Source organism: Streptomyces viridifaciens (assembly GCF_001888885.2).
In the GTDB taxonomy this organism is placed as follows: Bacteria; Actinomycetota; Actinomycetes; order Streptomycetales; family Streptomycetaceae; genus Kitasatospora; species Kitasatospora aureofaciens.
Map to the genome: position 1 here is coordinate 4284055 of NZ_CP090841.1, position 22983 is coordinate 4307037.

Sequence of the window (22983 nt, forward strand, 5' to 3'; positions counted from 1 at the left end):
CCGTGGGCTTCTTCGTCTTCCTCCCGCTCATCCTGCCGCTGACCGCGGTGCCGATCGCCCGCCTGACCGAGCAGCACCTGCACCCGCGCGGTGCGGCCCGGCTGATGACGGTGATCAGCGCCGTGATGGCGGTGTGCAGCGTGCTCTGCCTGGGCCTGATCGGCGTGGTGGGCACCGCGCAGATCCCGGGCAACCCGCTGCCGGACAGCTGGTCGGACCCGGTGGTGCGGCACGCGCTGCCGTACCACGAGACGGTCGGCACGGCCGCGATGTGGCTGCTGGTGCTGGTGGCGTTCACCTGCTGCCGGACGGTCGTGCGGCACCTGCGGGTCCGCTCCCGCGCCCGGCGGGCGCTGGCCGGGCTGCCCGAGGGGTCGGCCGGGGAGGAGGGCCTCGCGGTGCTGCCGGACCGCAACCCGTACGCCTACGCGCTGCCCGGCTCGCCCGGGCGGGTGGTGGTCTCCACCGGGATGCTGGACGGGCTGGCCGAGGACGAGCGGGAGGCGCTGCTCGCGCACGAGCGGGCGCACCTGCGCCACCGCCACCACCGCTACCTGCTGACCACCCAGCTCGCCGCCTGCGTCAACCCCTTCCTGCGGCCGCTCCAGGCGGCGGTGGCCTTCAGCGCGGAGCGGTGGGCGGACGAGGAGTCGGCCCAGGCGGTCGGGGACCGGCGGATCACCGCCCGGGCGGTGGCCCGCGCGGCGCTGGTCTCGCACGCCGCCCCGGCGCCGGGCTTCGCCGCCTTCGCCGCCCCGGCCGCCGCCCAGCCCGGCCCGGTGCCGCGCCGGGTGGCCGCGCTGCTCGGCCCGGTGCCGACGGCCCGCAACTGGCCGCCGGCCAAGACCCCGGCGGGCCTGGCGGCGATGGTGGCCGCGGCCGGTACGGCGGCCTCGGCGCTGTGCGCGCTCAACGCGGCGGTGGCCCTGCTGGTGGTGCTGAAGGCCGTCACCCCGCTGTAGGCCTGTGGGCCCGTAGGCTCAGATCCGGACGATCATCTTGCCGGTGTTGGCGCCGCGCAGCATGCCGAGGAAGGCCTCCACCACGCGGTCGAAGCCGTCCACGACGGTCTCGTCCGGGACGAGGGCGCCGGAGCGCAGGTGCGGGACGAGGAAGTCGTACAGCTCGGGGCGGGCGTCCAGGTGGTCGCGGACCAGGAAGCCCTCCAGCCGCAGGTTCTTGCCGACGACGTCGTACAGGTTGCGCGGCGCGGCCGGCGGGTCCTGGAGGTTGTTGTACTGGGCGACGGCGCCGCACCAGGCGATCCGGCCGCGGTCGCGCATCGCGCTGATCGCGCCCTCCAGGTGGTCGCCGCCGACGTTGTCCAGGTAGACGTGCAGCCCGTCCGGCGCGGCCTCGCGCAGGCGGTCGGCGATCGGGCCGTCGTGGTAGTCGAAGGCGGCGTCGAAGCCGAGGTGCTCGGTGAGGTGGGCGGCCTTGGCGGCGGAGCCGGTGCTGCCGATGACCAGTCCGGCGCCGAGCAGTCGGGCGATCCGGCCGGCGGCGGTGCCGACGCCCCCGGCCGCCGCCGAGACGAACAGGGTCTCGTCGGGCCGGAGCCGGGCGATCCTGGTCAGACCGACCCAGGCGGACAGCCCGGTGCCGCCGAGGACCGACAGGTGGGCGCTGAGCGGGACGCCGGCGAAGTCGGGCAGCAGGTGGGCGCGCTCGGCGGTGACCACGGAGTGGGTGCGCCAGGCCTGCCGGTGGAAGACCAGGGCGCCGACCGGCAGCGTGTCGGCCCGGGTCTCCACCACCCGGCCGAGGGTGCGGCCCTCCAGCGGGGCGTGCAGCTCCCAGCCGCCCTCCTCCATCTCCTCGCGCATGTACGGGTCGACCGACTGGTAGAGGTTCTCGACGAGGGCCTCGCCGGCGACCAGGGCCGGGACGGGCTCGTCGACGAAGGCGAAGTTCTCGGCGCTCGGCGCGCCCGAGGGGCGGGAGACGAGGTGGACGACGCGGGCGGTGGGGCGGGACATCGGCGGTGCTCCGTACGGGTGGGTGCGGGTGGGGTGCGGTGGGACGTGCCCACCGTAGGGAGCCCGGGAGCGGCCGAGCAGGGGCCGGCGTCGATGGAACGGGGGGTTCCATGAGCGGCGTCGATGGATGCCGGTAGGTTCGCCGCATGACCGATCTCGCCCCGCACGAGCTGCGCGTCCTGGTCGCCGTCGACGAGGAGCGGAGCTTCACGGCGGCCGCCGCGCGCCTGGACACCACCCAGTCCGCCGTTTCGCACGCCGTGCGCGCCTGCGAGCGGAAGCTCGGCGCGGTGCTCTTCGACCGTGGGCGCCACGGCGCACGCCCCACCGAGGCCGGCGCGCGGGCTGTCGGGTACGCCCGTCGGATCCTGCGGCTGCTGACCGTGATGGGCCCCGAGGTGCGCGGTGCCGGTGCCGGGGCGGTTGGGCCGGTGACCGGGACGCTGCGGATCGCCGCCTTCCGGAGCGCCGCCGCCCACCTGCTGCCGCCGGTGCTGGCCCGGCTGGCCGCCGATCACCCCGGGCTCACCCCGCACGTGCGGATCGTCCGGGAACTCGGCCGGGGCACCGCGGGGGAGGTCGCCGACGGGCGCGCCGACCTGGGGCTGGCCACCCTGGACGCCGGCGGCCCGCCGCCCGTCCCCGGCCTGGTCGCCGTCCGGCTGTACCGGGAGTCGTACGCGCTCGCGCACCCCCAGGACCACCCGGAGCCCCGCCGGCTGCCGCTGGTCGACTGGGCGGAGAACTGCGACTCCTACACCAGGGACTGGTGGCAGCGGCAGGACTGGCTGCCGCCCGCGACCGTCGACGCGGAGGACGACACGGTGGCGCTCTCGCTGGTCGCCCAGGGGCTCGGCATGGCGATCATGCCCCGGACGGCGCTGCTCGGCGCCCCGCCCGGACTGGCCGTCACCGACCTCGGCCCCCGCCCGCCCAGCCGCTTCGTCGGGTACGTGACCACGCCCGAGCTGGCCGGGACCCCAGCCGTCCGGGCGCTGATCCGCGAGCTGCGCGAGCTGCCGCTGCCGGCCGGGGTGACCGCCGCTCAGGGAGTGTCCGCGCCCTCGACGCTCTGACGGAGCTTGCGGAACTCGGCGGCCAGCGCGTCCAGGGGGTAGTGGGCGTTGAGGCCGCTCGGGTTGGGCAGGACCCACACCTCGGTGTCGCCGATGCCCTCCGGCTGGCGGCCGATCGCGGCCTGCCGCTTGCCGAAGGCCGTCCGGTAGGCACCGATGCCGAGCACCGCGAGGACACGGGGCCGCAGCCGCAGCACGCGTTCGCGCAGCGCCGCGCCGCCCTCGCGCAGCTCCTCGGCGGTGAGCTCGTCCGCCTTGGCGGTGGTGCGCGGGGCGACGTTGGTGATGCCGAGGCCGAGGGCGGGCAGCTCGCCCTGCTCGTCCGGGCGGTACTGGCGCACCGTGAAGCCGGAGCGGTGCAGGGCGGGCCAGAAGCGGTTCCCGGGGCGGGCGAAGTGGTGCCCGGTGGCCCCGGACCACAGCCCCGGGTTGATGCCGCAGAACAGCACCCTCAGTCCGGGGCCGGTGACGTCGGGGATGGTGGTGCCCTGGGCGGCCCGCAGTTGCTCGGGGGTCGGCCTCATCGGTGGTGGCTTCGGCTTCACCCGGCCAAGTCTGCCTCGGCCGCCGCCCGCGCCGTACGGCGGTTGCGCAGCAGGCGCAGGCCGAAGACGACCACGGCCGCGTACGTCCAGCCGACGAGGACGTCGACGATGAAGTGCTCGGCGCCGTAGACCAGGGTGAACGCCATCGCGAGCGGATAGGCGACCAGCAGCGCCCGCAGTGTGCGCCCGGCGGCCGGCCAGAACAGGAACAGCAGCATCGCCGGGTAGGCGGAGTGCAGCGAGGGCATCGCGGCGACGTCGTTGGCGAACTGACTGCCGTTCTCCAGCAGGGAGTCGGCCTGCGGCAGGCCCATGGCGGAGATGGTCTCCCAGACCACCCGGTGCAGCGGCGGCAGGTTGCCCTGCTGGGCGACCAGCCACGGCGGGTCGGCCGGGTAGAGCAGGTAGGTGGCGAAGCCGGCGAAGGTCAGCGTGAAGTAGCAGGCGAGCAACTGCCGGAAGCGCCGGTGGGAGCGCCGCCAGAGCACGGCGAGCAGGACGAAGACCACGAGGAAGTGGGAGAGGTAGACGGCCGTCGCGGCGTAGTCGTACCAGTGCGGTGAGCCCGGGGTGTAGAGGGCCTGCTGGAGCCGTACGGTCCAGGTCTCGCCGGAGCCGAGCAGCTCGTCGGCGCGCAGCTGGGGCAGCCAGTGCGGGGCCCAGGGGGTCTGGGCGCCGTAGCCGCGCAGCAGGGAGTAGACCCAGACCACGGCCATCACCGGGATCCAGTCGCGCAGCACCAGGAGGAAGCCGCGCCCGCCGTGGCCGCTGTGGACGGCGGCGGTCAGCAGGGCGCCGATCAGCCAGAGGAACACCACGTCATTGGCGAAGGCCATGCCCTGGGTGGCCACGAACCAGACGAAGGCGGTCAGATAGGCCGGCCAGGCCAGCAGACGCAGTCTCGACAGGCCGGTTCGGCGGTCGCGGTCGGACACCGGGCGCAGTCGTCCGGCCCGCACCGGGGACGGTGGGGCCGGGCTGAGCAGCTTCGTCATGCTCACCGAAACTAGCAACGGAAGCTTGAAGGACTCTGGGTGAACTATGACCAGCCCGTAAGAAAATCCCACGGTTGGGTCAAATCTGACCGGGCAAAGGTCCCGGAACCGTGCGGACGGGCCAGGCGGCGCGGCGCAGCGTGCGGCTCGTGGTCGCGGGCAGCAGGGCGGCGGCGAGCACCCCGGCGATCGAGGCCAGTGCGACGGGCCGATTTCTCGCTGCGGCTCGAACCGGAGCGGCTGGCCCGGCTGCAGGTCCGGCTCAAGGAACTCCTCGACGAGCTGACCGCGGAAGGTCCGAGTACGGCCGACGACGCCGTGGACGTGACCCTCTTCACCCTCCTCTACGGCCTCCGGCCGGGCACGGAATCATAAATTCCGCGCCGACTGTCGGTGCGGTGGGACAGCATGTCCGGCATGTCGTATGAACTCCAGGCGCTGATGGGCACATTGGAGCTGCTGACGGTGGCGGCCGCGGAAGTGCCGGCGGCCCGGGTGGTGCCGCTGGCGCAGGGGCTGGCACTGATCCCGCTCACCTCCGCCGTGCTGTCCGCACTCCAGGGCGACGCCGCCGTGCCCAAACCCGCCGGTGGGGCGGGGTTCGGCTGGCACTCCGACGGCTTCGAACTCCGGATCGCCGCCTGGTCCAAGGCCGGTCCGATCGCCTGCGTCGAGGCCGAGTACTTCGGCGGCAGCGGCACCCAGCGCGCCGCCGTCTGGTCGGACGGCCGGGTCGTCCTCGGGCCGCTCACCAGCGGCGACTCCGAGCCCTCGCCGGCCGAGGGCACCCCGATCTCCCGGGCCCTGCGGTGCCTCGGCGGACACGTCGAGCCGGGGCGGGTGGACGAGTTCGACTCGGTCGGGCTGGGGGCGCACCGCAGCACCGCGGGCTGGGCGACGGGCTGAGTCCGCGGGAGCCGACGGCGGGTCGAGAGGAGACGCGCCGCCGTTCGGCGTACCTGCGGTGGCTGCGCCCGGACGGCGACCGCACGGTGTGGGTCAGGCGATCTCGCCTGACCCACGTCGACAGGAAGCAGCACTCGTGCGTGCCACCCGGATGGCCGCCCTGCTGACCGCAGCCCTCGCGCTGACCATGGTCGCCACGGTGTCCGCCACTGCCGCCGACCACGGAGCCGCGGCCTCCCGATCCACCGTCGCCGCCCCGACCGCTGCTGTCCTCCCGGTCGTCCCGGTCACGGTCCCGGCACCGCCGACCACCCTCCCGGCCGCCGACCCGGCGCTCCCGGGCCTCCCCGTCGGCCAGGCCGACGAACCGGCGGTGCCCACACTGCCCGCGGTCCCCGGTGCTCCGGCCGACCCGACCCTCTCCGCGCTTCCCACGCTCCCCGCCGTCCCGGCCGCAGCGGATCCGAGCACGGCCCCCCTCGGGGCGGTCGGAGACCTCGTCAAGCAGATCACCGGCCTGATCTCCACGGTGACCTCCACCGTCCCCGAGCTCGGCGGCGCCGTCCAGCAGCTCGTCGCCTCACTGCAGAGCCTGCTGCAGAAGCTGATCGGCCAACTCCAGCCGATGGCAACACCGGCGAACGCCCCCGCCCCGTCCGCGCAGCCCGGCTCCGCATCCGCCGGCCTCCCTGGGCAGCTCGACGCCCTGCGCGCCCAGGCGCAGGCCCTGGCCGCTGCCGCCCAACTTCGGCCCGCCGCCGGCTGACCGACCCCGGCCGACGCGAACGGCCCCGCCCCCGAATCGGGAGCGGGGCCGTGCCGTCGCGTCCCCGCGGACGGGGGAGCGGCGGGTCGACTAGCGGTAGTTCACGAACTGGATCGCGAAGTCCAGGTCCTTGCCCTTGAGCAGGGCCTGGACGGTCTGCAGATCGTCGCGGCTCTTGGAGCTGACGCGCAGCTCGTCGCCCTGGACCTGGGCCTTGACGCCCTTCGGACCCTCGTCCCGGATGATCTTCGCGACCTTCTTGGCATCCTCCGTGGTGATGCCCTCCTTGATGTTCGCGAAGATCTTGTACTCCTTGCCGGACAGCTGCGGCTCGGCGGCGTCCAGAGCCTTCAGCGAGAGGCCGCGCTTGACGAACTTCGTCTGCAGCACGTCCAGGATGGCCCGCACGCGCTCCTCGCCGTTGGCCTTCATCTCGATCTTCTCGCCGGAGCGGCTGATCTCGCCGCCCACGCCCTTGAAGTCGAAGCGGGTGGCGATCTCACGGGAGGTCTGGTTGATCGCGTTGTCGACCTCCTGCCACTCGACCTTCGAGACGATGTCGAAACTGGAGTCGGCCATGGGTGTTGGTCTCCTTGATGCTCTGGCTTCACTGGCACGGCCCGCCCCAGCGGGCGCCCGCCGCCCAAGCCTATCCAGCGCCACCCCGGCCCCGCCCGTGACAGTCGCGCCGCGGTCCTTGATCATCGCGTGATCTATCGAGTGGCGGAACACCCCCGGGGATCAGGTATGGTTTACCAAGTCGAGCGGGGCGAGAGCCCGGCGAGACGACAATCCTGGCTGGTTGCCCGAGCGGCCAAAGGGAGCAGACTGTAAATCTGTCGCGCAAGCTACGCAGGTTCGAACCCTGCACCAGCCACAGGATAGAGAAACGGCCCCCGATCTGCGGAAACGCGGATCGGGGGTCTTTTCGTGCGTCCGGATGCCGCCGGGGGCAGTTATTGCGTATAGCTTGCAATTACGGTGATTGGGCAGCAGAGTGGGGGCCGGGGGTGGGAGTCCTTTCGAGCTGATCGTCTTCCCAACCGGCGCCCGCCGGGACAACGGCTTCGCCCACCCCCGCCAACAGCCCCTCCCGCCGTACGGTCCCCGTCGTGGGTACGCGTGAAGGCCTCCGGCGGCGGCATCAGGAACGCATGGGGGACGGGTGGCGTCGGGCGCGGTGACTCGGCGGCGCAGCGTGCTGGTGGTTCCCGTGACGGCGATCACCCGGCTCACCGTGCTGATCCCCGAGGTGGAGCCCGCCCACTGGTGGCAGTGCGCGCGGCAGAACCGGAGCGGCGCCGTGATCGACCGCGCCCTGCGCCGGCACGCCGACGCGGTGGTCCGCCGACTTCGGATGCGGAGCTGACCGGCGGGGAAGCAGGGGGAAGCCGCGTACGGCCCCGGACGGCGAACCGCCGTCCGGGGCCGTTCGTCGTCCCACCACCCCCGCGCGTCAAGGTCCCGTCAACGACCGGCCCGCGCCCGTATGGAGGGCGTCAGGGCCTCCTGAACGCGCCCTTGACGGCTGGTTTGCTGCATCTGCCGGTCGTCCGCCGGCGCCGCACGGAGGCGCCGGGGGTGGGCGGAGCCGTGCCCCTTCCGGTTCAACCACGGGTGACGACCCGAAGGAGGACCCGGTGCCGGACCCGAAGTGGTTCCAGCCCCGGCCCTCCGCCAACAACTACGCCGGTGACAACTCCGGCGCCTCCAACCTGGGCCCGAACAGCGAGGACCTGCTCAAGGCCGTCAACGACCGCCGCGCCGCCGTCGCCGCCTTCGACGGCGTGGACCCGGCGAGCGTCCCGGCCGACGCGCTGACCGCCTCCGGCTCCGGCCTCGACCCGCACATCTCGGTGGCCTACGCCAAGGAGCAGGTCAACCGGATCGCCAAGGAGCGCAAGCTGCCGGTCGAGACGGTCGCCAAGCTCGTCGACAACTACACCGAAGGCCACTCGCTCGGCTTCCTCGGCGACGAGGGCGTCAACGTCGTCCTGCTCAACAAGGCGATCAGCGAGCAGAGGTGACCGAACGGTGACACCCCACGACATACCAGGGTGACCGGGCCGACCCGGGCGGGGGAGGATGCCTCCGCGCCCGGGTCGGCGGCCCCGTGTCCGCCGACGCGTACCGACCAGCCGTCACCTCCCGATGGAAAGAAGCAGTGCCCATGGCCCGCGACTTCACACCCGGCTCCGGCGTCCGCACCGGTCGGCTGAGGGTGTACCTCGGTTCCGCCCCGGGGGTCGGCAAGACCTACCGGATGCTGGACGAGGCGCGGCGCAGACAGGAACGCGGGGCCGACGTCGTGGTCGGGTACATCGAGACCCACGGGCGCCAGCACACCCGGCGGATGTTGGAGGGTCTGGAGGTCCTGCCGCGGGTCCACCGCTCCTACCGCGGGGCCGAGTTCGAGGAGATGGACCTCGACGCGGTGCTCGCCCGCCGCCCGTCCGTCGTCCTGGTCGACGAGCTGGCGCACACCAACATCCCCGGCGGCCGGCACGCCAAGCGCTGGCAGGACGTCGAGGAACTGCTCGCCGCCGGGATCGACGTCATCACCACCGTCAACATCCAGCACCTGGAATCGCTGAACGACGTCGTCCGGAAGATCACCGGCATCCCGCAGCGCGAGACCGTCCCGGACGAGGTGGTCCGCCGGGCCGACCAGATCGAACTCGTCGACATGGCCCCGCAGGCGCTGCGCCGGCGGATGGCCCACGGCAACGTCTACAAGGCCGAGAAGGTGGACGCCGCGCTCTCCAACTACTTCCGGGTCGGCAACCTGACCGCCCTGCGCGAACTCGCCCTGCTCTGGGTGGCCGGCCGGGTGGACGAGGGACTGCGCGACTACCGGGCCGACCACCGCATCGACCGTGTCTGGGAAACCCGTGAACGGGTGGTGGTCGCCCTCACCGGCGGCCCCGAGGGCGAGACGATCATCCGCCGCGCCGCCCGGATCGCCGACCGCACCGCCGGCGGCGACCTGCTGGCCGTCCACGTCTCCCGCAGCGACGGCCTGGCCGGCGCCTCCTCCGGCGCGCTCGCCCAGCAGCGGCAGCTGGTGGAGGCCCTCGGCGGCAGCTACCACGTGGTGGTCGGCGACGACGTCCCCACCGCGCTGCTCGCCTTCGCCCGCGCCCACGACGCCACCCAGCTGGTGCTGGGCACCAGCCGCCGAGGCCGGATCAGCCGCTTCCTCACCGGCCCCGGCACCGGGCAGACCACCGTGGACGCCTCCGAGGACATCGACGTCCACATGGTCACCCACGAGTTCACCGGTCGCGGCAAGCTGCCCTCGCTCGGCCGCCGCCACTCCAAGCGCCGCACCATCGCCGGCTACGCCGCCGGATTCGTGCTGCCCTGGCTGCTCACCGCCGTGCTCTCCCAGGCCCACGCCAGCATCAACCTCACCACCGACGCGCTGATCTTCCAGCTCGGCGTGGTCATCGTCGCCCTGCTCGGCGGCGCCATGTCCGCTCTGCTGGCCGCGTTCATCGCCTCGGTGCTGCTGAACTACTACTTCATCCCGCCGATCCACAGCCTGACCATCGGCGAGACCAACAACATCGTCGCCCTGGTGGTCTTCGCCGCCATCGCGCTCGCCGTCTCCACCGTGGTCGACCACGCCGGCCGGCTCACCAGCCGGGCCGCCCGCGCCACCGCCGAGGCCGAGACCCTCTCCACCCTGGCCGGCAGCGTGCTGCGCGGCGCCGACGCCCTACCCGCCCTGCTGGAGAAGTCCAGGACGGCCTTCGGCATGCGGACCGTCGCGCTGCTCTCCCGCTCCGACGGCGAGGTTCTCGCCCACTGTGCGGACCGGGCAGCCGCCGAGCACCCGGACGACGAGGAGACGCCGCACGAGATCACCGAGGTCCCGGTCGGCGCCGACGCCGTCCTGGTCCTCACCGGCCGCCGGCTGCCCGCCGCCGACCAGCGGGTGCTCACCGCCTTCGCCGCCCACGTCGCCGCCGCGCTGGAACGCGACCGGCTGGCCGTGGTCGCCGCCGAGGTGGAGCCGATCAAGGCCGCCGACCGGATGCGCACCGCCCTGCTCGCCGCCGTCAGCCACGACCTGCGCACCCCGCTCGCCGCCGCCCGCGCCTCGGTCGGCTCGCTGCGCAGCCCCGACGTCGAGTTCTCGCCCGAGGACCAGGCCGAACTCCTCGCCACCGCCGACGAGTCACTGGTCAAACTCACCCGGCTGGTCGACAACCTGCTCGACATGAGCCGCCTCCAGGCCGGCGCGCTCACCCTGCACCTGGCGCCGACCTCACTCGAGGAGATGCTGGTACGAGCCATGGACTCCTTGTCCGATCCGCAGGCCCCGATCCAGCCGCTGGACCTCGACACAGCGCCGGCGGTGCTCGCCGACCCGCCGCTGCTGGAACGCGTCCTCGCCAACGTGATCACCAACGCGCTGCGCCACAACGCCCCCGGCGCGCCCGTCCTGGTCACCGCCAGCCACCACGCCGACCTGGTCGAGGTCCGGGTGATCGACCGCGGCCCCGGCATCGCCCCCGAGGACCGCGACCGGGTCTTCCTGCCCTTCCAGCGCCTCGGCGACACCGACAACACCACCGGCGTCGGCCTCGGCCTCGCCCTCTCCCGCGGCCTCGCCGAGGCCATGGGCGGCAGCCTGGAGGTCGAGGACACCCCCGGGGGCGGCACCACCATGCTGCTCACGCTGCCCGCGGCCGCCGGGCACACCACCGCCGGGCGCTCCACCACCGACCACTCCACCACCGACCACTTCACCGCCGAGCACTCCGCCACCGGGGAGGAGTCACCGCATGAGTGAGATCCTGATCGTCGACGACGAACCGGCCATCCTGCGCACCCTGCGGATCAACCTCAGCGCCCGCCAGTACGCCGTCCGCACCGCCGCCACCGGCGGGGAGGCGCTCGACCGGGCCGCGCACTCCGCCCCGGACGCCGTCCTGCTCGACCTCGGCCTGCCCGACCTCGACGGCATGGACGTGCTGCGCGGACTGCGCACCCGCAGCACGATGCCGGTCATCGTGCTCTCCGGCCGCTCCGACGCCGCCGACAGGATCGGCGCCCTGGACGCGGGCGCCGACGACTACCTCACCAAGCCGTTCCTGATGGACGAACTGCTCGCCCGGTTACGGGCGGTGCTGCGCCGGCCGCTGGGCGCCGTGCCGCCGGAGAGGGCGGTGATCGGCGACCACACCGTCGACCTCGCGGCCACCACGGTGCTCGGCCCGGGCGGCCCGGTGCGGCTCACCCCGACCGAGTGGCGGATCCTCGGCCTGCTGCTCGCCACCCCCGGCCGGCTGGTGCCCGGCCGGCAGATCCTGCGCGAGGTGTGGGGGCCGGCTCAGGAGACGCGCGGCAACTACCTGCGGGTCTACCTGGCGGGGCTGCGCCGCAAGCTGGAGCCCGACCCGGCCCGCCCGCGCCACCTGATCACCGAGCCGGGGATCGGGTACCGGTACGTGCCGTAGCACGCGCCGTAGCCGTAGGGCGTGCCGCAGTGCGGGCCCCGGAGCGTGCCCTGCGTCAACGAGACGTCAAGAGCCGGTCGTCGGGCGACAGGAGGGTGTCAAGGCCGGTCGGGGCCGGTGGTCCGCGGTCGTAGGTTCGGTGCCGGAACGAGCGGGCCCTGCTCCGTGTGGGGGAAGCCGGGGCCGCTCCGGCCGCCGTCCCCGAGGACGGCCAGCAGGTGGGGGAGGGGCGCGCGGCGCAAAGCGCGCGCCCTTCTGGCCTGCGGCCTCAGCAGTCGGCGCCGTCGGACTGCCGGGGCAGCGCCAGCGCCACCGTGTCGGCGAACTCCCGGACCGCGCTGGTCCGGCTGACCACCCGGCCGCTGTGCACCACCAGCCGGCTGTGCCCGCCCGCGAGCGCCCCGGCCAGACTGTCCCCGCGCACCGCCAGCAGCTCCGCCGGGAATCCGGCGTCCACCCGGACCGGCGGCAGCCCGAGCGCCGCCCGGGCCTGGTTCGCCACCGCGTCGTAGGCCGCCTCCGGGTCCAACTCCCCGCCCGCCGCGAGCAGATAGGCGGACTCCAGCGGGTCGGCCCGGCCGACCGGGTTGGACTGGTCCCGAAGGGCGCCGCTGCCGGCCGCCAGCGGCACCCGGGCCGCGGTCAACTCCCGCACCAGACCGGGCCGCTGGCCGGACGGCCGACCTTCCAGCCCGGTACAGCCGCCGTTCTGCGGCAGCCAGACCACCCGCACCCCGCTGGTCGCCAGCACGGTGGACGCGCCGCGGGCCAGCGCCCCGCACGGGCCGAGCGTCACCCGCGGCCGAAGCGGCGCCAACGCACTCGCCAGACGGGCGAGTTGGGCCGCGTCTGCGGCGGTGGTGTGGAGGTCGACCGGGCAGTCCGCCTCCCGGGCGGCCTCCAGCAGCAGCTGCACGTACCCCGCCGGGTCCGGGTCCAGCTCCGGGCAGCCGCCGGCCGCCGTGGCGCCCAGTTTGAGGGCCTCGCGCAGCTGGGCACGCCCGTCCGCGCCGGCCCGGCCGGTGAGCAGCCGGGGCATCGCCACCGCCTGGAGATCGGCCAGGCCCCGCAGCGCCTGGCGGGCGGTGAGCACCGCCTCCAGCGGGTGCAGCCCGTGCACGTCGCCGATCCGTACGTGGGTGCGCTGGGCGGTGGCACCGTAGCCGAGCGAGGTGAGCGCGGCCTCGGTGACCCGGCGGGTGAGGTCGGCGGGGGTGTCCGGCGGCGGGGCGGGCAGGGCGGCGGAGAAGGCGGAGTCGTAGTGGGCGTGCGCCTCGGCGGGGGCCGGGAGCAGGAGGTAGCCCCGGAGGTCGATCCGGGCGCCGGTGGTGACGGTGGGGGCGCCGGGCAGGGCGGGCAGCGGGCCGAGGCTGCCGACGGTGCCGACCGCCTGGATGCGGTCGCCGCTGATCCGGACGTCCACCACCCGTCCGTCGGCCAGCCGGGCCCCGGTGAGGAGCAGGACCGGGCCGTGTCCGAGTGGGTTGGCCGCCGGGTCGGGCCCGGAGTGCGGCCCGTCGGGGGCTGCGCTGTCCATCGACGGCTCCTTCTCGTGCCCCGGCCAATGAGCGTCGAGCCTATGGCGCACGGGGGCGGGCCGCCGGGAGGCGGGCAATAGTCGTATCGGCTCGGGGCGCGCGGCTCGTGGGCCGATCGAACGCCCGGCCTTGGATCGGTCGTCCGTGCACCTCGCCGACCTGCGGTCTTCGCCCCGGGATACGGATTTCACCTCTGGGCGCGGAACGTGTAATCTCTTCCTCGTTCGCCCCTATAGCTCAGTCGGTAGAGCGTCTCCATGGTAAGGAGAAGGTCTGCGGTTCGATTCCGCATGGGGGCTCTGGTGAAAGGCGGTCAGCTTCGGCTGTGCTGCTGATCACTGTGGCGGTGTAGCTCAGTTGGTAGAGCAAGCGGCTCATAATCGCTGTGTCACCGGTTCAAGTCCGGTCACCGCTACCCCGCGTAGTCGGTCGGGAGATCGCACTCCCGGTCGGCTACTCTTGTTGTGTTCTTATTCGTTGTCCAAGGAAGGCACTCCCGTGGCTGCCACCGACGTCCGCCCGAAGATCACGCTGGCCTGCGTGGAGTGCAAGGAGCGGAACTACATCACCAAGAAGAACCGGCGTAACGACCCGGACCGTCTTGAGATGAAGAAGCACTGCCCCCGCTGCAACTCGCACACCGCGCACCGCGAGACCCGCTGACCCTGTCGCAGGGCGCCGGGCCTGTGTGAACTCAGGTCTTCGACTCCGGGCCGTATCCCTCAACAGGGGGTGCGGCCCGGAGTCTTTTTCGTATCCGTCCGCGTTTCCATCCGCGTTCCGAGGAGCTGCCATGGCGCTCGACCCGTCCTTCATCGGGCGTAGTTACCCGCCCACCGATCCTTACGAGGTCGGCCGGGAGAAGATCCGCGAGTTCGCGATCGCGATCGGGGACGCCAACCCGGCGTACACCGACGCGGAGGCCGCGAAGGCGCTGGGTCACCAGGACGTGATCGCCCCGCCGACCTTCCCGTTCGCGATCGCCTTCCAGGCGGCCGGCCAGGTCGTCGAGGACCCGGAGCTGGGCCTCGACTACAGCCGGGTGGTGCACGGTGACCAGAAGTTCCGGTACAGCCGCCCGGTGCGGGCCGGTGACCGGCTGACGGTCGCGGTCACCATCGACAACATCAAGTCGCTGGCGGGCAACGACGTGCTCACCGTGCGCGGCGAGGTGGCGGACGAGACCGGCGAGCACGTGGTGACGGCGATCATGACGCTGGTGGCCCGGGCCGCCGACGAGGCGGGGGAGTGAGCGCGATGGCGATCAACTACGACGAGGTCGAGGCCGGCACCGAGCTGCCGGCGCAGTCCTTCCCGGTGACCCGCGCCACACTGGTGCGCTACGCGGGTGCCTCCGGCGACTTCAACCCGATCCACTGGAACGAGAAGTTCGCGCTGGAGGTCGGCCTGCCGGACGTCATCGCGCACGGCATGTTCACCATGGCCGAGGCGATCCGGGTCGTCACGGACTGGGTCGGCGACCCGGCCGCGGTGGTCGAGTACGGCGTCCGCTTCACCCGGCCGGTGCCGGTGCCGAACGACGGGGTCGGCGCGGTGATCGAGGTCTCGGCCAAGGTCGCCAAGAAGCTGGAGGACCGCAGGGTGCAGGTCGACCTGCTGGCCACCTCGGGCGGCCAGAAGGTGCTCGGGATGTCCAGGGCGGTCGTCCGGCTCGCCTGAGGCGCCCGATCTCCGGCCGGTTCGCCGGCCCGGCTCCCGGTCTGTTCCCAGGCCGTTCTCCGAGGTCAGCCGCCCCGGGGCCCGTTCGGCGGGTTCCGGGGCGTTTTTCGGGCTTGCGGGGCTAGTGATTGGTCACTAACTTATTGCCGTGGCGAAGACGAGCATGCGGATGAGTGCGGAGGAGCGGCGCGAGAGCGTCGTCCGGGCCGCGGTGATCGAGTTCGCCAGGCACGGCTACCGGGGCACGTCCACCGAGGCGATCGCCCGCCGGGTGGGCGTCTCGCAGCCGTACCTGTTCCGGCTGTTCCCGGGCAAGCAGGCGATCTTCACGGCCGCCGCCGAGCGCTGCATCGAGGAGACCTGGCGGGTCTTCGACGAGGCGTCCGTCGGGCTGACCGGGGAGGAGGCCGCCGCGGCGATGTCCGAGGCGTACATGGGCCTGGTCGAGGACCGCGAGCAGCTCATGATGCAGATGCAGCTCTACGTCTCGGTGTTCGCCTCCCGGATGGCCGGCGAGGACGAGATCGGGGCGATGGCCCGGCAGCTGTGGGGGGAGCTGTTCGAGCGGGTCCGGGAGCGGGTCGGCGGTGACGTGCAGGGCACCACGGAGTTCTTCGCGTACGGGATGCTGATCAACACCCTGGTCGCGCTGGGCTTCCCCCGGGAGCACCGGATCTGGGACGGCTTCGGCGAGCGCGAGGACGAGCACGAGGGCGAACGCCGGTACGGGCACGAAGGTGAACGCCGGGACGAGCACGACGGCGAGGGCGAACGCCGGGACGGGCGCGCGGGCGGGGAGTAGCAGGTCGCACGGTGGAGTCCGTGCGGCCCTTTTTCGGCCGTCGAAAGTTAGTGATCAATAACTATCTGGGAAACTCTGGGGGAAGTGGAGTCATGACGGAGATCACGACGAAGAACGCGGCGGAACTCGCGACCGAGAAACCGGGCCTCGGACGCACCGGCGTCTGGACCCTGGTGATCACCAGCCTCGCCGGCTTCATGGCGGCCCTGGACAACCTGGTCGTCACCACCGCGCTGCCGTCCATCCGCGAGGAGCTCGGCGGCGGGCTGTCCGACCTGGAGTGGACGGTCAGCGCCTACACCCTGTCCTTCGCCGTGCTGCTGATGTTCGGCGCGGCGCTCGGCGACCGCTTCGGCCGCCGCCGGATGTTCCTGATCGGGCTCAGCCTCTTCACCGTCGGTTCCGCCGCGGCCGCACTCTCGCCCGGCATCGGCGCGCTGATCGCCGCCCGCGCCCTCCAGGGCGTCGGCGCCGCGGTGTCGATGCCGCTCACCCTCACCCTGCTGACGGCCGCCGTCCCTGCGGTCAAGCGCGGGATGGCCTTCGGCATCTGGGCCGGGGTCAACGGCCTCGCCATCGCCGCCGGCCCGCTGATCGGCGGCGCCCTGACCGAGCACTTCTCCTGGCAGTGGATCTTCTGGGTGAACGTCCCGGTCGGCGTCGCCCTGGTGCCGCTGGCCGCCCTGCGGCTGCGCGAGAGCTTCGGCGCCAGCCCGGCCCTGGACGCGGTCGGCACGGTGCTGGTGAGCCTCGGCCTGTTCGGCGTCGTGCTCGGCCTGATCCGCGGCAACCCGGACGGTTGGACCAGCCCGCTGGTGCTGGCCGCGCTGGCCGGCGGCCTGGTGCTGCTGATCGCGTTCGTGCGCTACGAGCAGCGCGGCGCCAGGCACCCGATGCTGCCGATGCGGCTGTTCCGCAACCGGACCTTCGCCGCGGTCAACGCCTCCGGCCTGCTGATGTTCCTCGGGATGTTCGGCTCGATCTTCCTGATCAGCCAGCACCTCCAGACCGTGGGCGGCTACACCCCGCAGGAGGCCGGCATCCGGATGCTCCCGTGGACCGGGGTGGGCCTGGTCGTCGCGCCGGCGGCCGGAATCCTGGCCGACCGCTTCGGCGGCCGTCCGATCGTGCTCGTCGGACTGACGCTCCAGGGCGTCGGCCTGGCGCTGTACGCGGCGATCAACGACGGGCTCGGCCACTACGAGTACTCCCCGGTGGTCCCCGCCGTGGTGATGTGCGGCGTCGGCATGGCGATGTACTTCGCGCCGACCGCCGCCATGGTGATGGACAGCGTCCGGCCGGAGGAGCAGGGCATCGCCTCCGGTGCCAACAACGCTCTGCGCGAGGTCGGCGGCGCGCTCGGGGTGGCCGTGCTGTCGGCGGTGTTCTCGGCGCGCGGCGGCGACGGCTCGGCGGGGAACTTCGTCCACGCGATGGTGCCCGCGCTGTACGTCGGAGCCGGCCTCGTACTGGCGGGCGCGGTCTGCGCGCTGGTGCTGCCGCGCCGGGCGAAGGCGGCCGGGGCCGTGGGGACCGAGCAGGCGGCCGTGATCGAGAGGGCCGCGATGATCGAGCAGGCGGCGGTGATCGAGCAGTCCGCGGCGCCCGTGGAGGGGCGGCCCGTCCCGGCCGAGGTCTCGAAGGCCTGAGCGGTGGGCGCGGGCCCGGGCCCGCGCCCACGTCCACCGGGGGCGGCCGACCGGCCGCCCCCGTCCCCTTACGCTGGTGGGCGTGCTGGTAGAAAACGACGCCCCCCTCGCCCCGCTGACCACGCTCCGGCTCGGCGGCCCGGCCCGCCGCCTGGTGACCGCCCACACCGACGACGAGGTGATCGCCGCCGTCCGCGAGGCCGACGCGGCGGGCGAGCCGCTGCTGGTCCTCGGCGGCGGCTCCAACCTGGTGATCGGCGACGCGGGCTTCCCCGGCACCGCGCTGCGGATCGCCACCACCGGCTTCGCCCTGGACGGCACGGTGCTGGAGCTGGCGGCCGGCGAGGTGTGGTCGGAGGCGGTCACCCGCGCGGTGTGCGAGCACGGCCTGGCCGGCATCGAGTTCCTGGCCGGCATCCCCGGCTCGGCCGGCGCGACCCCGGTGCAGAACGTCGGAGCGTACGGCCAGGAGGTGGCCCAGACCGTCACCGAGGTGGTCGCGTACGACCGCGCGGCGGGCGAGGTGGTCACCCTCACGAACGCCGAGTGCGCGTTCTCCTACCGGCACAGCCGCTTCAAGGCCGAGCCGGACCGCTACGTGGTGCTGCGGGTGCGTTTCGCCCTGGCGGACCGGGCCGGGCTCTCCACCCCGGTCAAGTACGCCGAGGTCGCCAGGCACTTCGGCGTCGAGCAGGGCGAGCCGGTACCGCTGGTCGAGGCGTACGAGGCGGTGCTGGCGCTGCGGGCCGGGAAGGGCATGGTGCTGGACCCGGCGGACCACGACACCTGGTCGGCCGGCTCCTTCTTCACCAACCCGGTGCTGACGGCGGCGCAGTACGAGTCCTTCCGCACCCGTCCGGGCACCGAGAACGCCCCCGCCTACCCGGCCCCGGAGGGCTGCACCAAGACCTCGGCGGCCTGGCTGATCGACCGGGCGGGCTTCGGCAAGGGTTACGGCGACGGCCCGGCGACCCTCTCCACCAAGCACACCCTGGCGCTCACCAACCGCGGCGCGGCCACCGCCGAGGACCTGCTGGCCCTGGCCCGGGAGATCCGGGACGGGGTCCGCGAGGCCTTCGGGGTGGAGCTGGTGAACGAGCCGGTGATGGTGGGCGTCAAGCTCTAGGACCGGACAGCCCTGGGCCGGCCAGCCCCGGGCCGGACAGCTCCAGGACCTAGGACCCGGGGGGTGCCTGCCCGTCCACCAGCCAGGCGTCGATGTCCGCCAGCAGCTCCTTGCGGACGGCCTCCGGCGCGCACGAGCCGCGCACCGACTGCCGTGCCAGCTCGGCGAGTTCGGCGTCGCCGAAGCCCAGGACGTCCCGGGCCAGGTCGTACTGGGCGGCGAGCCGGCTGCCGAACAGCAGCGGGTCGTCCGCGCCGAGCGCCAGCGGCACCCCGGCGTCGAACAGCCGGCGCAGCGGCACCTCCTCGGGGCGCTCGTAGACGCCGAGCGAGACGTTGGAGGACGGGCAGACCTCGCAGGTGATCTGGCGGTCCGCCAGCCGGGCCATCAGCCGCGGGTCCTCGGCGGCCCGGACGCCGTGGCCGATCCGGCCGGCGCCCAGGTCGTCCAGGCAGTCCCGGACGGACTCCGGCCCGGCGAGCTCGCCGCCGTGCGGGGCGGCCAGCAGCCCGCCCTTGCGGGCGATCTCGAAGGCCCGGTCGAAGTCGCGGGCCAGGCCGCGGCGCTCGTCGTTGGAGAGGCCGAAGCCGACCACGCCGCGGTCGGCGTAGCGGACGGCGAGCCGGGCCAGCGTCCGGGCGTCCATCGGGGACTTCATCCGGTTGGCCGCGACCAGTACCCGGATGCCCACCCCGGTGGCCGCGGAGGCGTGCTCGACGGCGTCCAGGATCAGTTCCAGCGCGGGGATCAGCCCGCCCAGCCGGGGCGCGTAGGAGGTCGGGTCGACCTGGATCTCCAGCCAGCGGGAGCCGTCCCGCCGCTCGTCCTCCGCGGTCTCCAGGACCAGCCGGCGGATGTCCGACTCGTCGCGGAGCACCGAGCGGGCGGTGTCGTAGAGGCGCTGGAAGCGGAACCAGCCGCGTTCGTCCGTGGCCCGCAGCTTGGGCGGCTCGCCGGAGCTGAGGGCCTCCGGCAGCCGGACGCCGTGCTTGGCGGCCAGCTCCAGCAGGGTGGCGGGCCGCATCGAGCCGGTGAAGTGCAGGTGCAGGTGGGCCTTCGGGAGGCCCCTGACGTCTCGCGGGTTCAACAGGCGTTCCATTTTCCGATACTGCCGTATGCGGCCCCCGAACGGGAACCGCCCTCTTCCCATCCCCCGAAGGGGTGAAAGAGGGCGGTGTGCCGGGTGAATCCCGGATGTCGTGTTGACCTGGGAGGTCAGTCGGTGGCCTCGCCGAGCAGCTTCTGGAGCCGGCTGACGCCCTCGACCAGGTCGGCGTCGCCCAGCGCGTAGGAGAGCCGCAGGTAGCCGGGGGTGCCGAAGGCCTCGCCCGGGACGACCGCGACCTCGGCCTCGTCCAGGATCAGCGCGGCCAGCTCGCCGGAGGTCTGCGGGCGACGGCCGCGGATCTCCTTGCCCAGCAGGCCCTTGACCGACGGGTACGCGTAGAAGGCGCCCTCGGGCTCGGGGCACAGGACGCCCTCGATCTCGTTGAGCATCCGCACGATGGTCCTGCGGCGGCGGTCGAAGGCCTCGCGCATCTCGGCCACCGCGTCCAGGTCGCCCGCGACGGCGGCCAGCGCGGCGCGCTGCGCGACGTTGGAGACGTTCGAGGTGGCGTGCGACTGCAGGTTGGTCGCGGCCTTGATCACGTCCTTGGGGCCGATCACCCAGCCCACCCGCCAGCCGGTCATGGCGTAGGTCTTGGCGACCCCGTTGACCACGATGCACTTGTCGGCGAGCTCGGGCAGCAGGGCCGGCAGCGAGGTGAAGCTCGCGCCGCCGTAGACCAGGTGCTCGTAGATCTCGTCGGTGAGCACCCACAGGCCGTGCTCCAGCGCCCAGCGGCCGATCGCCTCGGCCTCGGCCTCGGTGTACACCGCGCCGGTCGGGTTGGACGGGGAGACGAACAGCACCACCTTGGTGTTCTCGGTGCGGGCGGCCTCCAGCTGCTCGACCGAGACCTTGTAGCCGGTGGTCTCGTCGGACACGACCTCCACCGGGACACCGCCGGCCAGCTGGACCGACTCCGGGTAGGTGGTCCAGTACGGGGCCGGGATGATGACCTCGTCGCCCGGGTCCAGGATCGCGGCGAAGGCCTCGTAGATCGCCTGCTTGCCGCCGTTGGTGACCAGCACCTGGGAGGCGTCCACCTCGTAGCCCGAGTCGCGCAGCGTCTTGGCGGCGATCGCGGCCTTCAGCTCGGGCAGGCCACCCGCCGGGGTGTAACGGTGGTTCTTCGGGTCGCGGCAGGCCTCGACGGCCGCCTCGACGATGTAGTCCGGCGTGGGGAAGTCGGGCTCGCCGGCACCGAAGCCGATCACCGGACGGCCGGCCGCCTTGAGGGCCTTGGCCTTGGCGTCCACGGCGAGGGTCGCGGACTCGGCGATCGCGCCGATCCGGGCGGAGACCCGGCGGTCGGCGGGGCGGATGGAAGGGTCGGGCTGCGGGGTGGAAGCGCTCATGCCTGCATCGTCGCAGAACCGGGACGGACCGGTCATCGCGGTTTCACCATCCGTACGGCTCCGTCCGCATCGCGGCCCCCGCCGATCCGCCGGTGGTCGACGCGCCCGGCCGGACATCCGCCGGTCGGGCGGCGGCTCCGGAAGAAGAGGTTCGACCAAACAGCCTCCGACCACGTACACTCGCTCCTCGACGGCCCACCGGAAAAGACCGGAGCTTTCACCGCCTGTGCAGACGGCGGGGGGAGATGCGGTAGGTTGGTCGCCACCAGGGGCCGCGAGGTTCCGTAGGGCAATAGCTCAATTGGTAGAGCACCGGTCTCCAAAACCGGCGGTTGGGGGTTCGAGTCCCTCTTGCCCTGCTGCTTGATCCGTACTCAGCCCGTTCGCTCCACAGAGCGAGCGGGCTTGATGCGGAGAGGGCACCGATCAGCACCGCTTGAGCCGACCGCTCGTGCCTGAACCGGGTACGCAGGCGATGTTCGGCCGGACCCGGATTCAGGTGAGGACGAGTGACGGAGACCACGGGCTCCACCGCAACGCCTGAGAGCGGCAACCCCGAGGGGACCGACGGCGCTGCCGAGACCGCTGCTGCCGAGGACGGCAAGAAGTCCGGCAAGCAGAAGAAGTCCGGCAAGCGGGCCAAGAAGGGCCTCTTCGCGCGGATGGGCCTGTTCTACCGCCAGATCATCGCCGAGCTGCGCAAGGTCGTCTGGCCCACCAGGAGCGAGCTCACCAACTACACCGCCGTCGTGGTGACCTTCGTCGTGGTCGTGATGGGCTTCGTCTACGGCCTCGACTACGGCTTCGCCAAGCTGAGCCTCTTGGTCTTCGGCTGATCGAGCCCCACCTCCGAACCACCTCCCGACCCGGGCCGAATCCTCGGCCCGGGTCGAGCTGTCGGCGGCGGACGTACGCGCGCGTACCGTGGACTCGGTACTGTTGAAGTCTCCGAGACCTCTCCTGGCGCCCGCGCGAGCGGCCGCGCGCCGGTCCGGTTTCGGAGCGCGCCACCTTCACCATCTCCAGGAAAGAAGCAGCCACCGTGTCTGAGTCCCCCCTGTACGACGCCGACGAGACCGTCCGCGAGGCGGATGTCGCCGCCGAGCTGGACGCGGCCGAGCTGGCTGACGACGCCGAGTCCGCCGAGCAGATCGTCGACGCCGCGGACAGCGACGAGGACGAGGTCGAGGCGTACGACGAGGCCGAGTCCGGCGAGGCCGCCGAGGAGTCCGCGCTGCACGTGGAGGCCGCCGAGGCGGAGGACGGCACCGAGGAGCTCGCCGCCGAGGCCGACGAGGAGACCGAGGCCGAGGAGTCCGCCGCCGAGGCCGAGGCCGAGGTCGACCCGGTCGCCAAGTTCCGCGAGGACCTGCGCTTCATGCCGGGTGAGTGGTACGTGATCCACACCTACGCCGGCTACGAGAACCGGGTGAAGCAGAACCTGGAGCAGCGCGCCGTCTCGCTGAACGTCGAGGAGTACATCTTCCAGGCCGAGGTGCCGCAGGAGGAGGTCGTCCAGATCAAGAACGGCGACCGCAAGACCATCCGCCAGAACAAGCTCCCCGGTTACGTCCTGGTCCGCATGGACCTCACCCCGGAGTCCTGGGGCGTCGTGCGCAACACCCCCGGTGTCACCGGCTTCGTCGGCAACGCCTACGACCCGTACCCGCTGACCCTGGACGAGGTCGTCAAGATGCTCGCCCCGGACGTCGAGCGCCAGGCCGCCAAGGAGGCCGGCAAGCCCTCGCCGGTCAAGCCGACCGAGATCCAGGTGCTGGACTTCGAGGTCGGCGACTCGGTCACCGTCACCGACGGCCCGTTCGCGACCCTCCAGGCGACCATCAACGAGATCAACCCCGACTCGAAGAAGGTCAAGGGCCTGGTCGAGATCTTCGGCCGGGAGACCCCGGTCGAGCTCTCCTTCGACCAGATCCAGAAGAACTAGTCCACGGTCTTCGGATCCGGGGCGGGGGCCGAGGGCCCCCGCCCC

The 22983-nt window shown here is 72.9% G+C and carries 24 protein-coding genes and 4 tRNA genes; 21 read left to right on the forward strand and 7 right to left on the reverse strand.

Annotated features, from left to right (window positions below; genetic code table 11):
- Window positions 1–2 precede the first annotated feature (2 nt).
- A complete protein-coding gene (locus BOQ63_RS26245; RefSeq protein ID WP_030284170.1) occupies window positions 3–962 on the forward strand; it encodes a M48 family metalloprotease in 960 nt (319 codons plus the stop codon).
- An 18-nt stretch (window positions 963–980) separates the two neighbouring features.
- On the opposite strand, the gene BOQ63_RS26250 is transcribed toward BOQ63_RS26245, so the two are convergent.
- Window positions 981–1979, reverse strand: coding sequence for an NADP-dependent oxidoreductase (locus BOQ63_RS26250; RefSeq protein ID WP_072655071.1), 999 nt, complete (start codon window positions 1977–1979; stop codon window positions 981–983).
- Window positions 1980–2125: 146 nt separating this feature from the next.
- Here BOQ63_RS26250 and BOQ63_RS26255 point away from each other — a divergent pair, with 146 nt between their 5' ends.
- On the forward strand, window positions 2126–3055 hold the full coding sequence (locus BOQ63_RS26255; protein WP_072655072.1) for a LysR family transcriptional regulator: 930 nt from the start codon (window positions 2126–2128) through the stop codon (window positions 3053–3055).
- Here the strand turns inward: BOQ63_RS26255 and mug are convergent.
- Both mug and BOQ63_RS26265 read right to left on the reverse strand, forming a co-directional pair.
- A complete protein-coding gene (gene mug, locus BOQ63_RS26260) occupies window positions 3025–3579 on the reverse strand; it encodes a G/U mismatch-specific DNA glycosylase (RefSeq protein WP_072655073.1) in 555 nt (184 codons plus the stop codon). The two genes, BOQ63_RS26255 and mug, sit on opposite strands and share 31 nt — an antisense overlap.
- 17 nt (window positions 3580–3596) lie before the next feature.
- Window positions 3597–4595 carry a phosphatase PAP2 family protein gene (locus BOQ63_RS26265; RefSeq protein ID WP_050366726.1) on the reverse strand — a complete coding sequence of 333 codons (999 nt, stop codon included), beginning with the start codon at window positions 4593–4595 and terminating at the stop codon, window positions 3597–3599.
- Window positions 4596–4793: 198 nt separating this feature from the next.
- Here BOQ63_RS26265 and BOQ63_RS26270 point away from each other — a divergent pair, with 198 nt between their 5' ends.
- From BOQ63_RS26270 to BOQ63_RS26280, 3 genes are all read left to right on the forward strand, one after another.
- Window positions 4794–4970, forward strand: a complete 177-nt coding sequence (locus BOQ63_RS26270) for a hypothetical protein (RefSeq protein WP_157846559.1) — start codon at window positions 4794–4796, stop codon at window positions 4968–4970.
- 42 nt (window positions 4971–5012) lie between these two features.
- Window positions 5013–5501 (forward strand): hypothetical protein, encoded by a 489-nt coding sequence (locus BOQ63_RS26275; RefSeq protein ID WP_030284158.1) that lies wholly within the window; start codon window positions 5013–5015, stop codon window positions 5499–5501.
- A 136-nt stretch (window positions 5502–5637) separates the two neighbouring features.
- Window positions 5638–6267, forward strand: a complete 630-nt coding sequence (locus tag BOQ63_RS26280) for a hypothetical protein (protein WP_030551546.1) — start codon at window positions 5638–5640, stop codon at window positions 6265–6267.
- A gap of 90 nt (window positions 6268–6357) precedes the next feature.
- Here BOQ63_RS26280 and BOQ63_RS26285 read toward each other — a convergent pair whose 3' ends face one another.
- Window positions 6358–6846 (reverse strand): YajQ family cyclic di-GMP-binding protein, encoded by a 489-nt coding sequence (locus BOQ63_RS26285; RefSeq protein ID WP_030284153.1) that lies wholly within the window; start codon window positions 6844–6846, stop codon window positions 6358–6360.
- 217 nt (window positions 6847–7063) lie between these two features.
- Here BOQ63_RS26285 and BOQ63_RS26290 point away from each other — a divergent pair.
- The 5 genes from BOQ63_RS26290 (at window position 7064) to BOQ63_RS26310 (ending at window position 11735) form a co-directional block, all read left to right on the forward strand.
- Window positions 7064–7144: transfer RNA gene (locus tag BOQ63_RS26290), tRNA-Tyr, on the forward strand.
- A gap of 336 nt (window positions 7145–7480) precedes the next feature.
- Complete coding sequence (locus tag BOQ63_RS26295) at window positions 7481–7636, forward strand: hypothetical protein (protein ID WP_157846558.1); 156 nt, start codon at window positions 7481–7483, stop codon at window positions 7634–7636.
- Between the two features lie 271 nt (window positions 7637–7907).
- Window positions 7908–8294, forward strand: coding sequence for a potassium-transporting ATPase subunit C (locus BOQ63_RS26300; protein WP_079183763.1), 387 nt, complete (start codon window positions 7908–7910; stop codon window positions 8292–8294).
- A 143-nt stretch (window positions 8295–8437) separates the two neighbouring features.
- Window positions 8438–11068: an ATP-binding protein gene (locus BOQ63_RS26305; RefSeq protein WP_079183764.1), complete on the forward strand. Its 2631-nt coding sequence runs from the start codon at window positions 8438–8440 to the stop codon at window positions 11066–11068.
- Window positions 11061–11735 carry a response regulator gene (locus BOQ63_RS26310; protein ID WP_072655074.1) on the forward strand — a complete coding sequence of 225 codons (675 nt, stop codon included), beginning with the start codon at window positions 11061–11063 and terminating at the stop codon, window positions 11733–11735. Before BOQ63_RS26305 ends, BOQ63_RS26310 begins: the two co-directional genes overlap by 8 nt.
- Window positions 11736–12003: 268 nt before the next feature.
- Here BOQ63_RS26310 and BOQ63_RS26315 read toward each other — a convergent pair whose 3' ends face one another.
- A complete protein-coding gene (locus BOQ63_RS26315; RefSeq protein ID WP_030290452.1) occupies window positions 12004–13272 on the reverse strand; it encodes an amidohydrolase family protein in 1269 nt (422 codons plus the stop codon).
- Window positions 13273–13499: 227 nt separating this feature from the next.
- Here BOQ63_RS26315 and BOQ63_RS26320 point away from each other — a divergent pair.
- The 8 genes from BOQ63_RS26320 (at window position 13500) to BOQ63_RS26355 (ending at window position 18530) form a co-directional block, all read left to right on the forward strand.
- Window positions 13500–13572, forward strand: a tRNA-Thr gene (locus BOQ63_RS26320).
- 43 nt (window positions 13573–13615) lie between these two features.
- A tRNA-Met gene (locus BOQ63_RS26325) sits at window positions 13616–13688 on the forward strand.
- A gap of 83 nt (window positions 13689–13771) precedes the next feature.
- Window positions 13772–13936 carry a 50S ribosomal protein L33 gene (rpmG, locus tag BOQ63_RS26330; protein ID WP_006604855.1) on the forward strand — a complete coding sequence of 55 codons (165 nt, stop codon included), beginning with the start codon at window positions 13772–13774 and terminating at the stop codon, window positions 13934–13936.
- Window positions 13937–14066: 130 nt separating this feature from the next.
- On the forward strand, window positions 14067–14525 hold the full coding sequence (locus BOQ63_RS26335) for a MaoC family dehydratase N-terminal domain-containing protein (protein ID WP_030290451.1): 459 nt from the start codon (window positions 14067–14069) through the stop codon (window positions 14523–14525).
- 5 nt (window positions 14526–14530) lie between these two features.
- Complete coding sequence (locus BOQ63_RS26340) at window positions 14531–14953, forward strand: MaoC family dehydratase (RefSeq protein ID WP_072655075.1); 423 nt, start codon at window positions 14531–14533, stop codon at window positions 14951–14953.
- A 169-nt stretch (window positions 14954–15122) separates the two neighbouring features.
- A complete protein-coding gene (locus BOQ63_RS26345) occupies window positions 15123–15755 on the forward strand; it encodes a TetR/AcrR family transcriptional regulator (protein WP_079183765.1) in 633 nt (210 codons plus the stop codon).
- 92 nt (window positions 15756–15847) lie between these two features.
- The gene (locus BOQ63_RS26350) at window positions 15848–17404 is read left to right on the forward strand and encodes an MFS transporter (RefSeq protein WP_072655076.1); all 1557 of its coding nucleotides are present in this window, start codon (window positions 15848–15850) and stop codon (window positions 17402–17404) included.
- An 82-nt stretch (window positions 17405–17486) separates the two neighbouring features.
- Complete coding sequence (locus BOQ63_RS26355; RefSeq protein ID WP_030290447.1) at window positions 17487–18530, forward strand: UDP-N-acetylmuramate dehydrogenase; 1044 nt, start codon at window positions 17487–17489, stop codon at window positions 18528–18530.
- 49 nt (window positions 18531–18579) lie between these two features.
- On the opposite strand, the gene BOQ63_RS26360 is transcribed toward BOQ63_RS26355, so the two are convergent.
- Together BOQ63_RS26360 and BOQ63_RS26365 are read right to left on the reverse strand one after the other, a co-directional pair.
- Entirely contained in the window at window positions 18580–19629 is a 1050-nt protein-coding gene (locus BOQ63_RS26360; RefSeq protein ID WP_072655077.1) for an adenosine deaminase, read from the reverse strand.
- A 116-nt stretch (window positions 19630–19745) separates the two neighbouring features.
- Window positions 19746–20993, reverse strand: coding sequence for a pyridoxal phosphate-dependent aminotransferase (locus BOQ63_RS26365; protein WP_030557926.1), 1248 nt, complete (start codon window positions 20991–20993; stop codon window positions 19746–19748).
- Window positions 20994–21279: 286 nt separating this feature from the next.
- Here BOQ63_RS26365 and BOQ63_RS26370 point away from each other — a divergent pair.
- The 3 genes from BOQ63_RS26370 (at window position 21280) to nusG (ending at window position 22938) form a co-directional block, all read left to right on the forward strand.
- Window positions 21280–21352: transfer RNA gene (locus BOQ63_RS26370), tRNA-Trp, on the forward strand.
- Between the two features lie 150 nt (window positions 21353–21502).
- Window positions 21503–21829 (forward strand): preprotein translocase subunit SecE, encoded by a 327-nt coding sequence (gene secE / locus BOQ63_RS26375; protein ID WP_030290444.1) that lies wholly within the window; start codon window positions 21503–21505, stop codon window positions 21827–21829.
- 206 nt (window positions 21830–22035) lie between these two features.
- Window positions 22036–22938: a transcription termination/antitermination protein NusG gene (gene nusG, locus BOQ63_RS26380; RefSeq protein WP_078867727.1), complete on the forward strand. Its 903-nt coding sequence runs from the start codon at window positions 22036–22038 to the stop codon at window positions 22936–22938.
- Window positions 22939–22983 lie beyond the last annotated feature (45 nt).

What these genes read in the sequence shown, in the direction of transcription:
- BOQ63_RS26335 (WP_030290451.1), top strand. Translation starts at nt 14,067, where the DNA reads ATGGCGCTCGACCCGTCCTTCATCGGGCGTAGTTACCCGCCCACCGAT.
- BOQ63_RS26365 (WP_030557926.1), bottom strand. Translation starts at nt 20,993, where the DNA reads ATGAGCGCTTCCACCCCGCAGCCCGACCCTTCCATCCGCCCCGCCGAC.
- BOQ63_RS26345 (WP_079183765.1), top strand. Translation starts at nt 15,123, where the DNA reads ATGAGTGCGGAGGAGCGGCGCGAGAGCGTCGTCCGGGCCGCGGTGATC.
- BOQ63_RS26275 (WP_030284158.1), top strand. Translation starts at nt 5,013, where the DNA reads ATGTCGTATGAACTCCAGGCGCTGATGGGCACATTGGAGCTGCTGACG.
- BOQ63_RS26255 (WP_072655072.1), top strand. Translation starts at nt 2,126, where the DNA reads ATGACCGATCTCGCCCCGCACGAGCTGCGCGTCCTGGTCGCCGTCGAC.
- BOQ63_RS26285 (WP_030284153.1), bottom strand. Translation starts at nt 6,846, where the DNA reads ATGGCCGACTCCAGTTTCGACATCGTCTCGAAGGTCGAGTGGCAGGAG.
- BOQ63_RS26310 (WP_072655074.1), top strand. Translation starts at nt 11,061, where the DNA reads ATGAGTGAGATCCTGATCGTCGACGACGAACCGGCCATCCTGCGCACC.
- BOQ63_RS26340 (WP_072655075.1), top strand. Translation starts at nt 14,531, where the DNA reads ATGGCGATCAACTACGACGAGGTCGAGGCCGGCACCGAGCTGCCGGCG.
- BOQ63_RS26315 (WP_030290452.1), bottom strand. Translation starts at nt 13,272, where the DNA reads ATGGACAGCGCAGCCCCCGACGGGCCGCACTCCGGGCCCGACCCGGCG.
- BOQ63_RS26305 (WP_079183764.1), top strand. Translation starts at nt 8,438, where the DNA reads ATGGCCCGCGACTTCACACCCGGCTCCGGCGTCCGCACCGGTCGGCTG.
- mug (WP_072655073.1), bottom strand. Translation starts at nt 3,579, where the DNA reads ATGAGGCCGACCCCCGAGCAACTGCGGGCCGCCCAGGGCACCACCATC.
- BOQ63_RS26250 (WP_072655071.1), bottom strand. Translation starts at nt 1,979, where the DNA reads ATGTCCCGCCCCACCGCCCGCGTCGTCCACCTCGTCTCCCGCCCCTCG.
- BOQ63_RS26360 (WP_072655077.1), bottom strand. Translation starts at nt 19,629, where the DNA reads ATGGAACGCCTGTTGAACCCGCGAGACGTCAGGGGCCTCCCGAAGGCC.
- BOQ63_RS26350 (WP_072655076.1), top strand. Translation starts at nt 15,848, where the DNA reads ATGACGGAGATCACGACGAAGAACGCGGCGGAACTCGCGACCGAGAAA.
- BOQ63_RS26265 (WP_050366726.1), bottom strand. Translation starts at nt 4,595, where the DNA reads ATGACGAAGCTGCTCAGCCCGGCCCCACCGTCCCCGGTGCGGGCCGGA.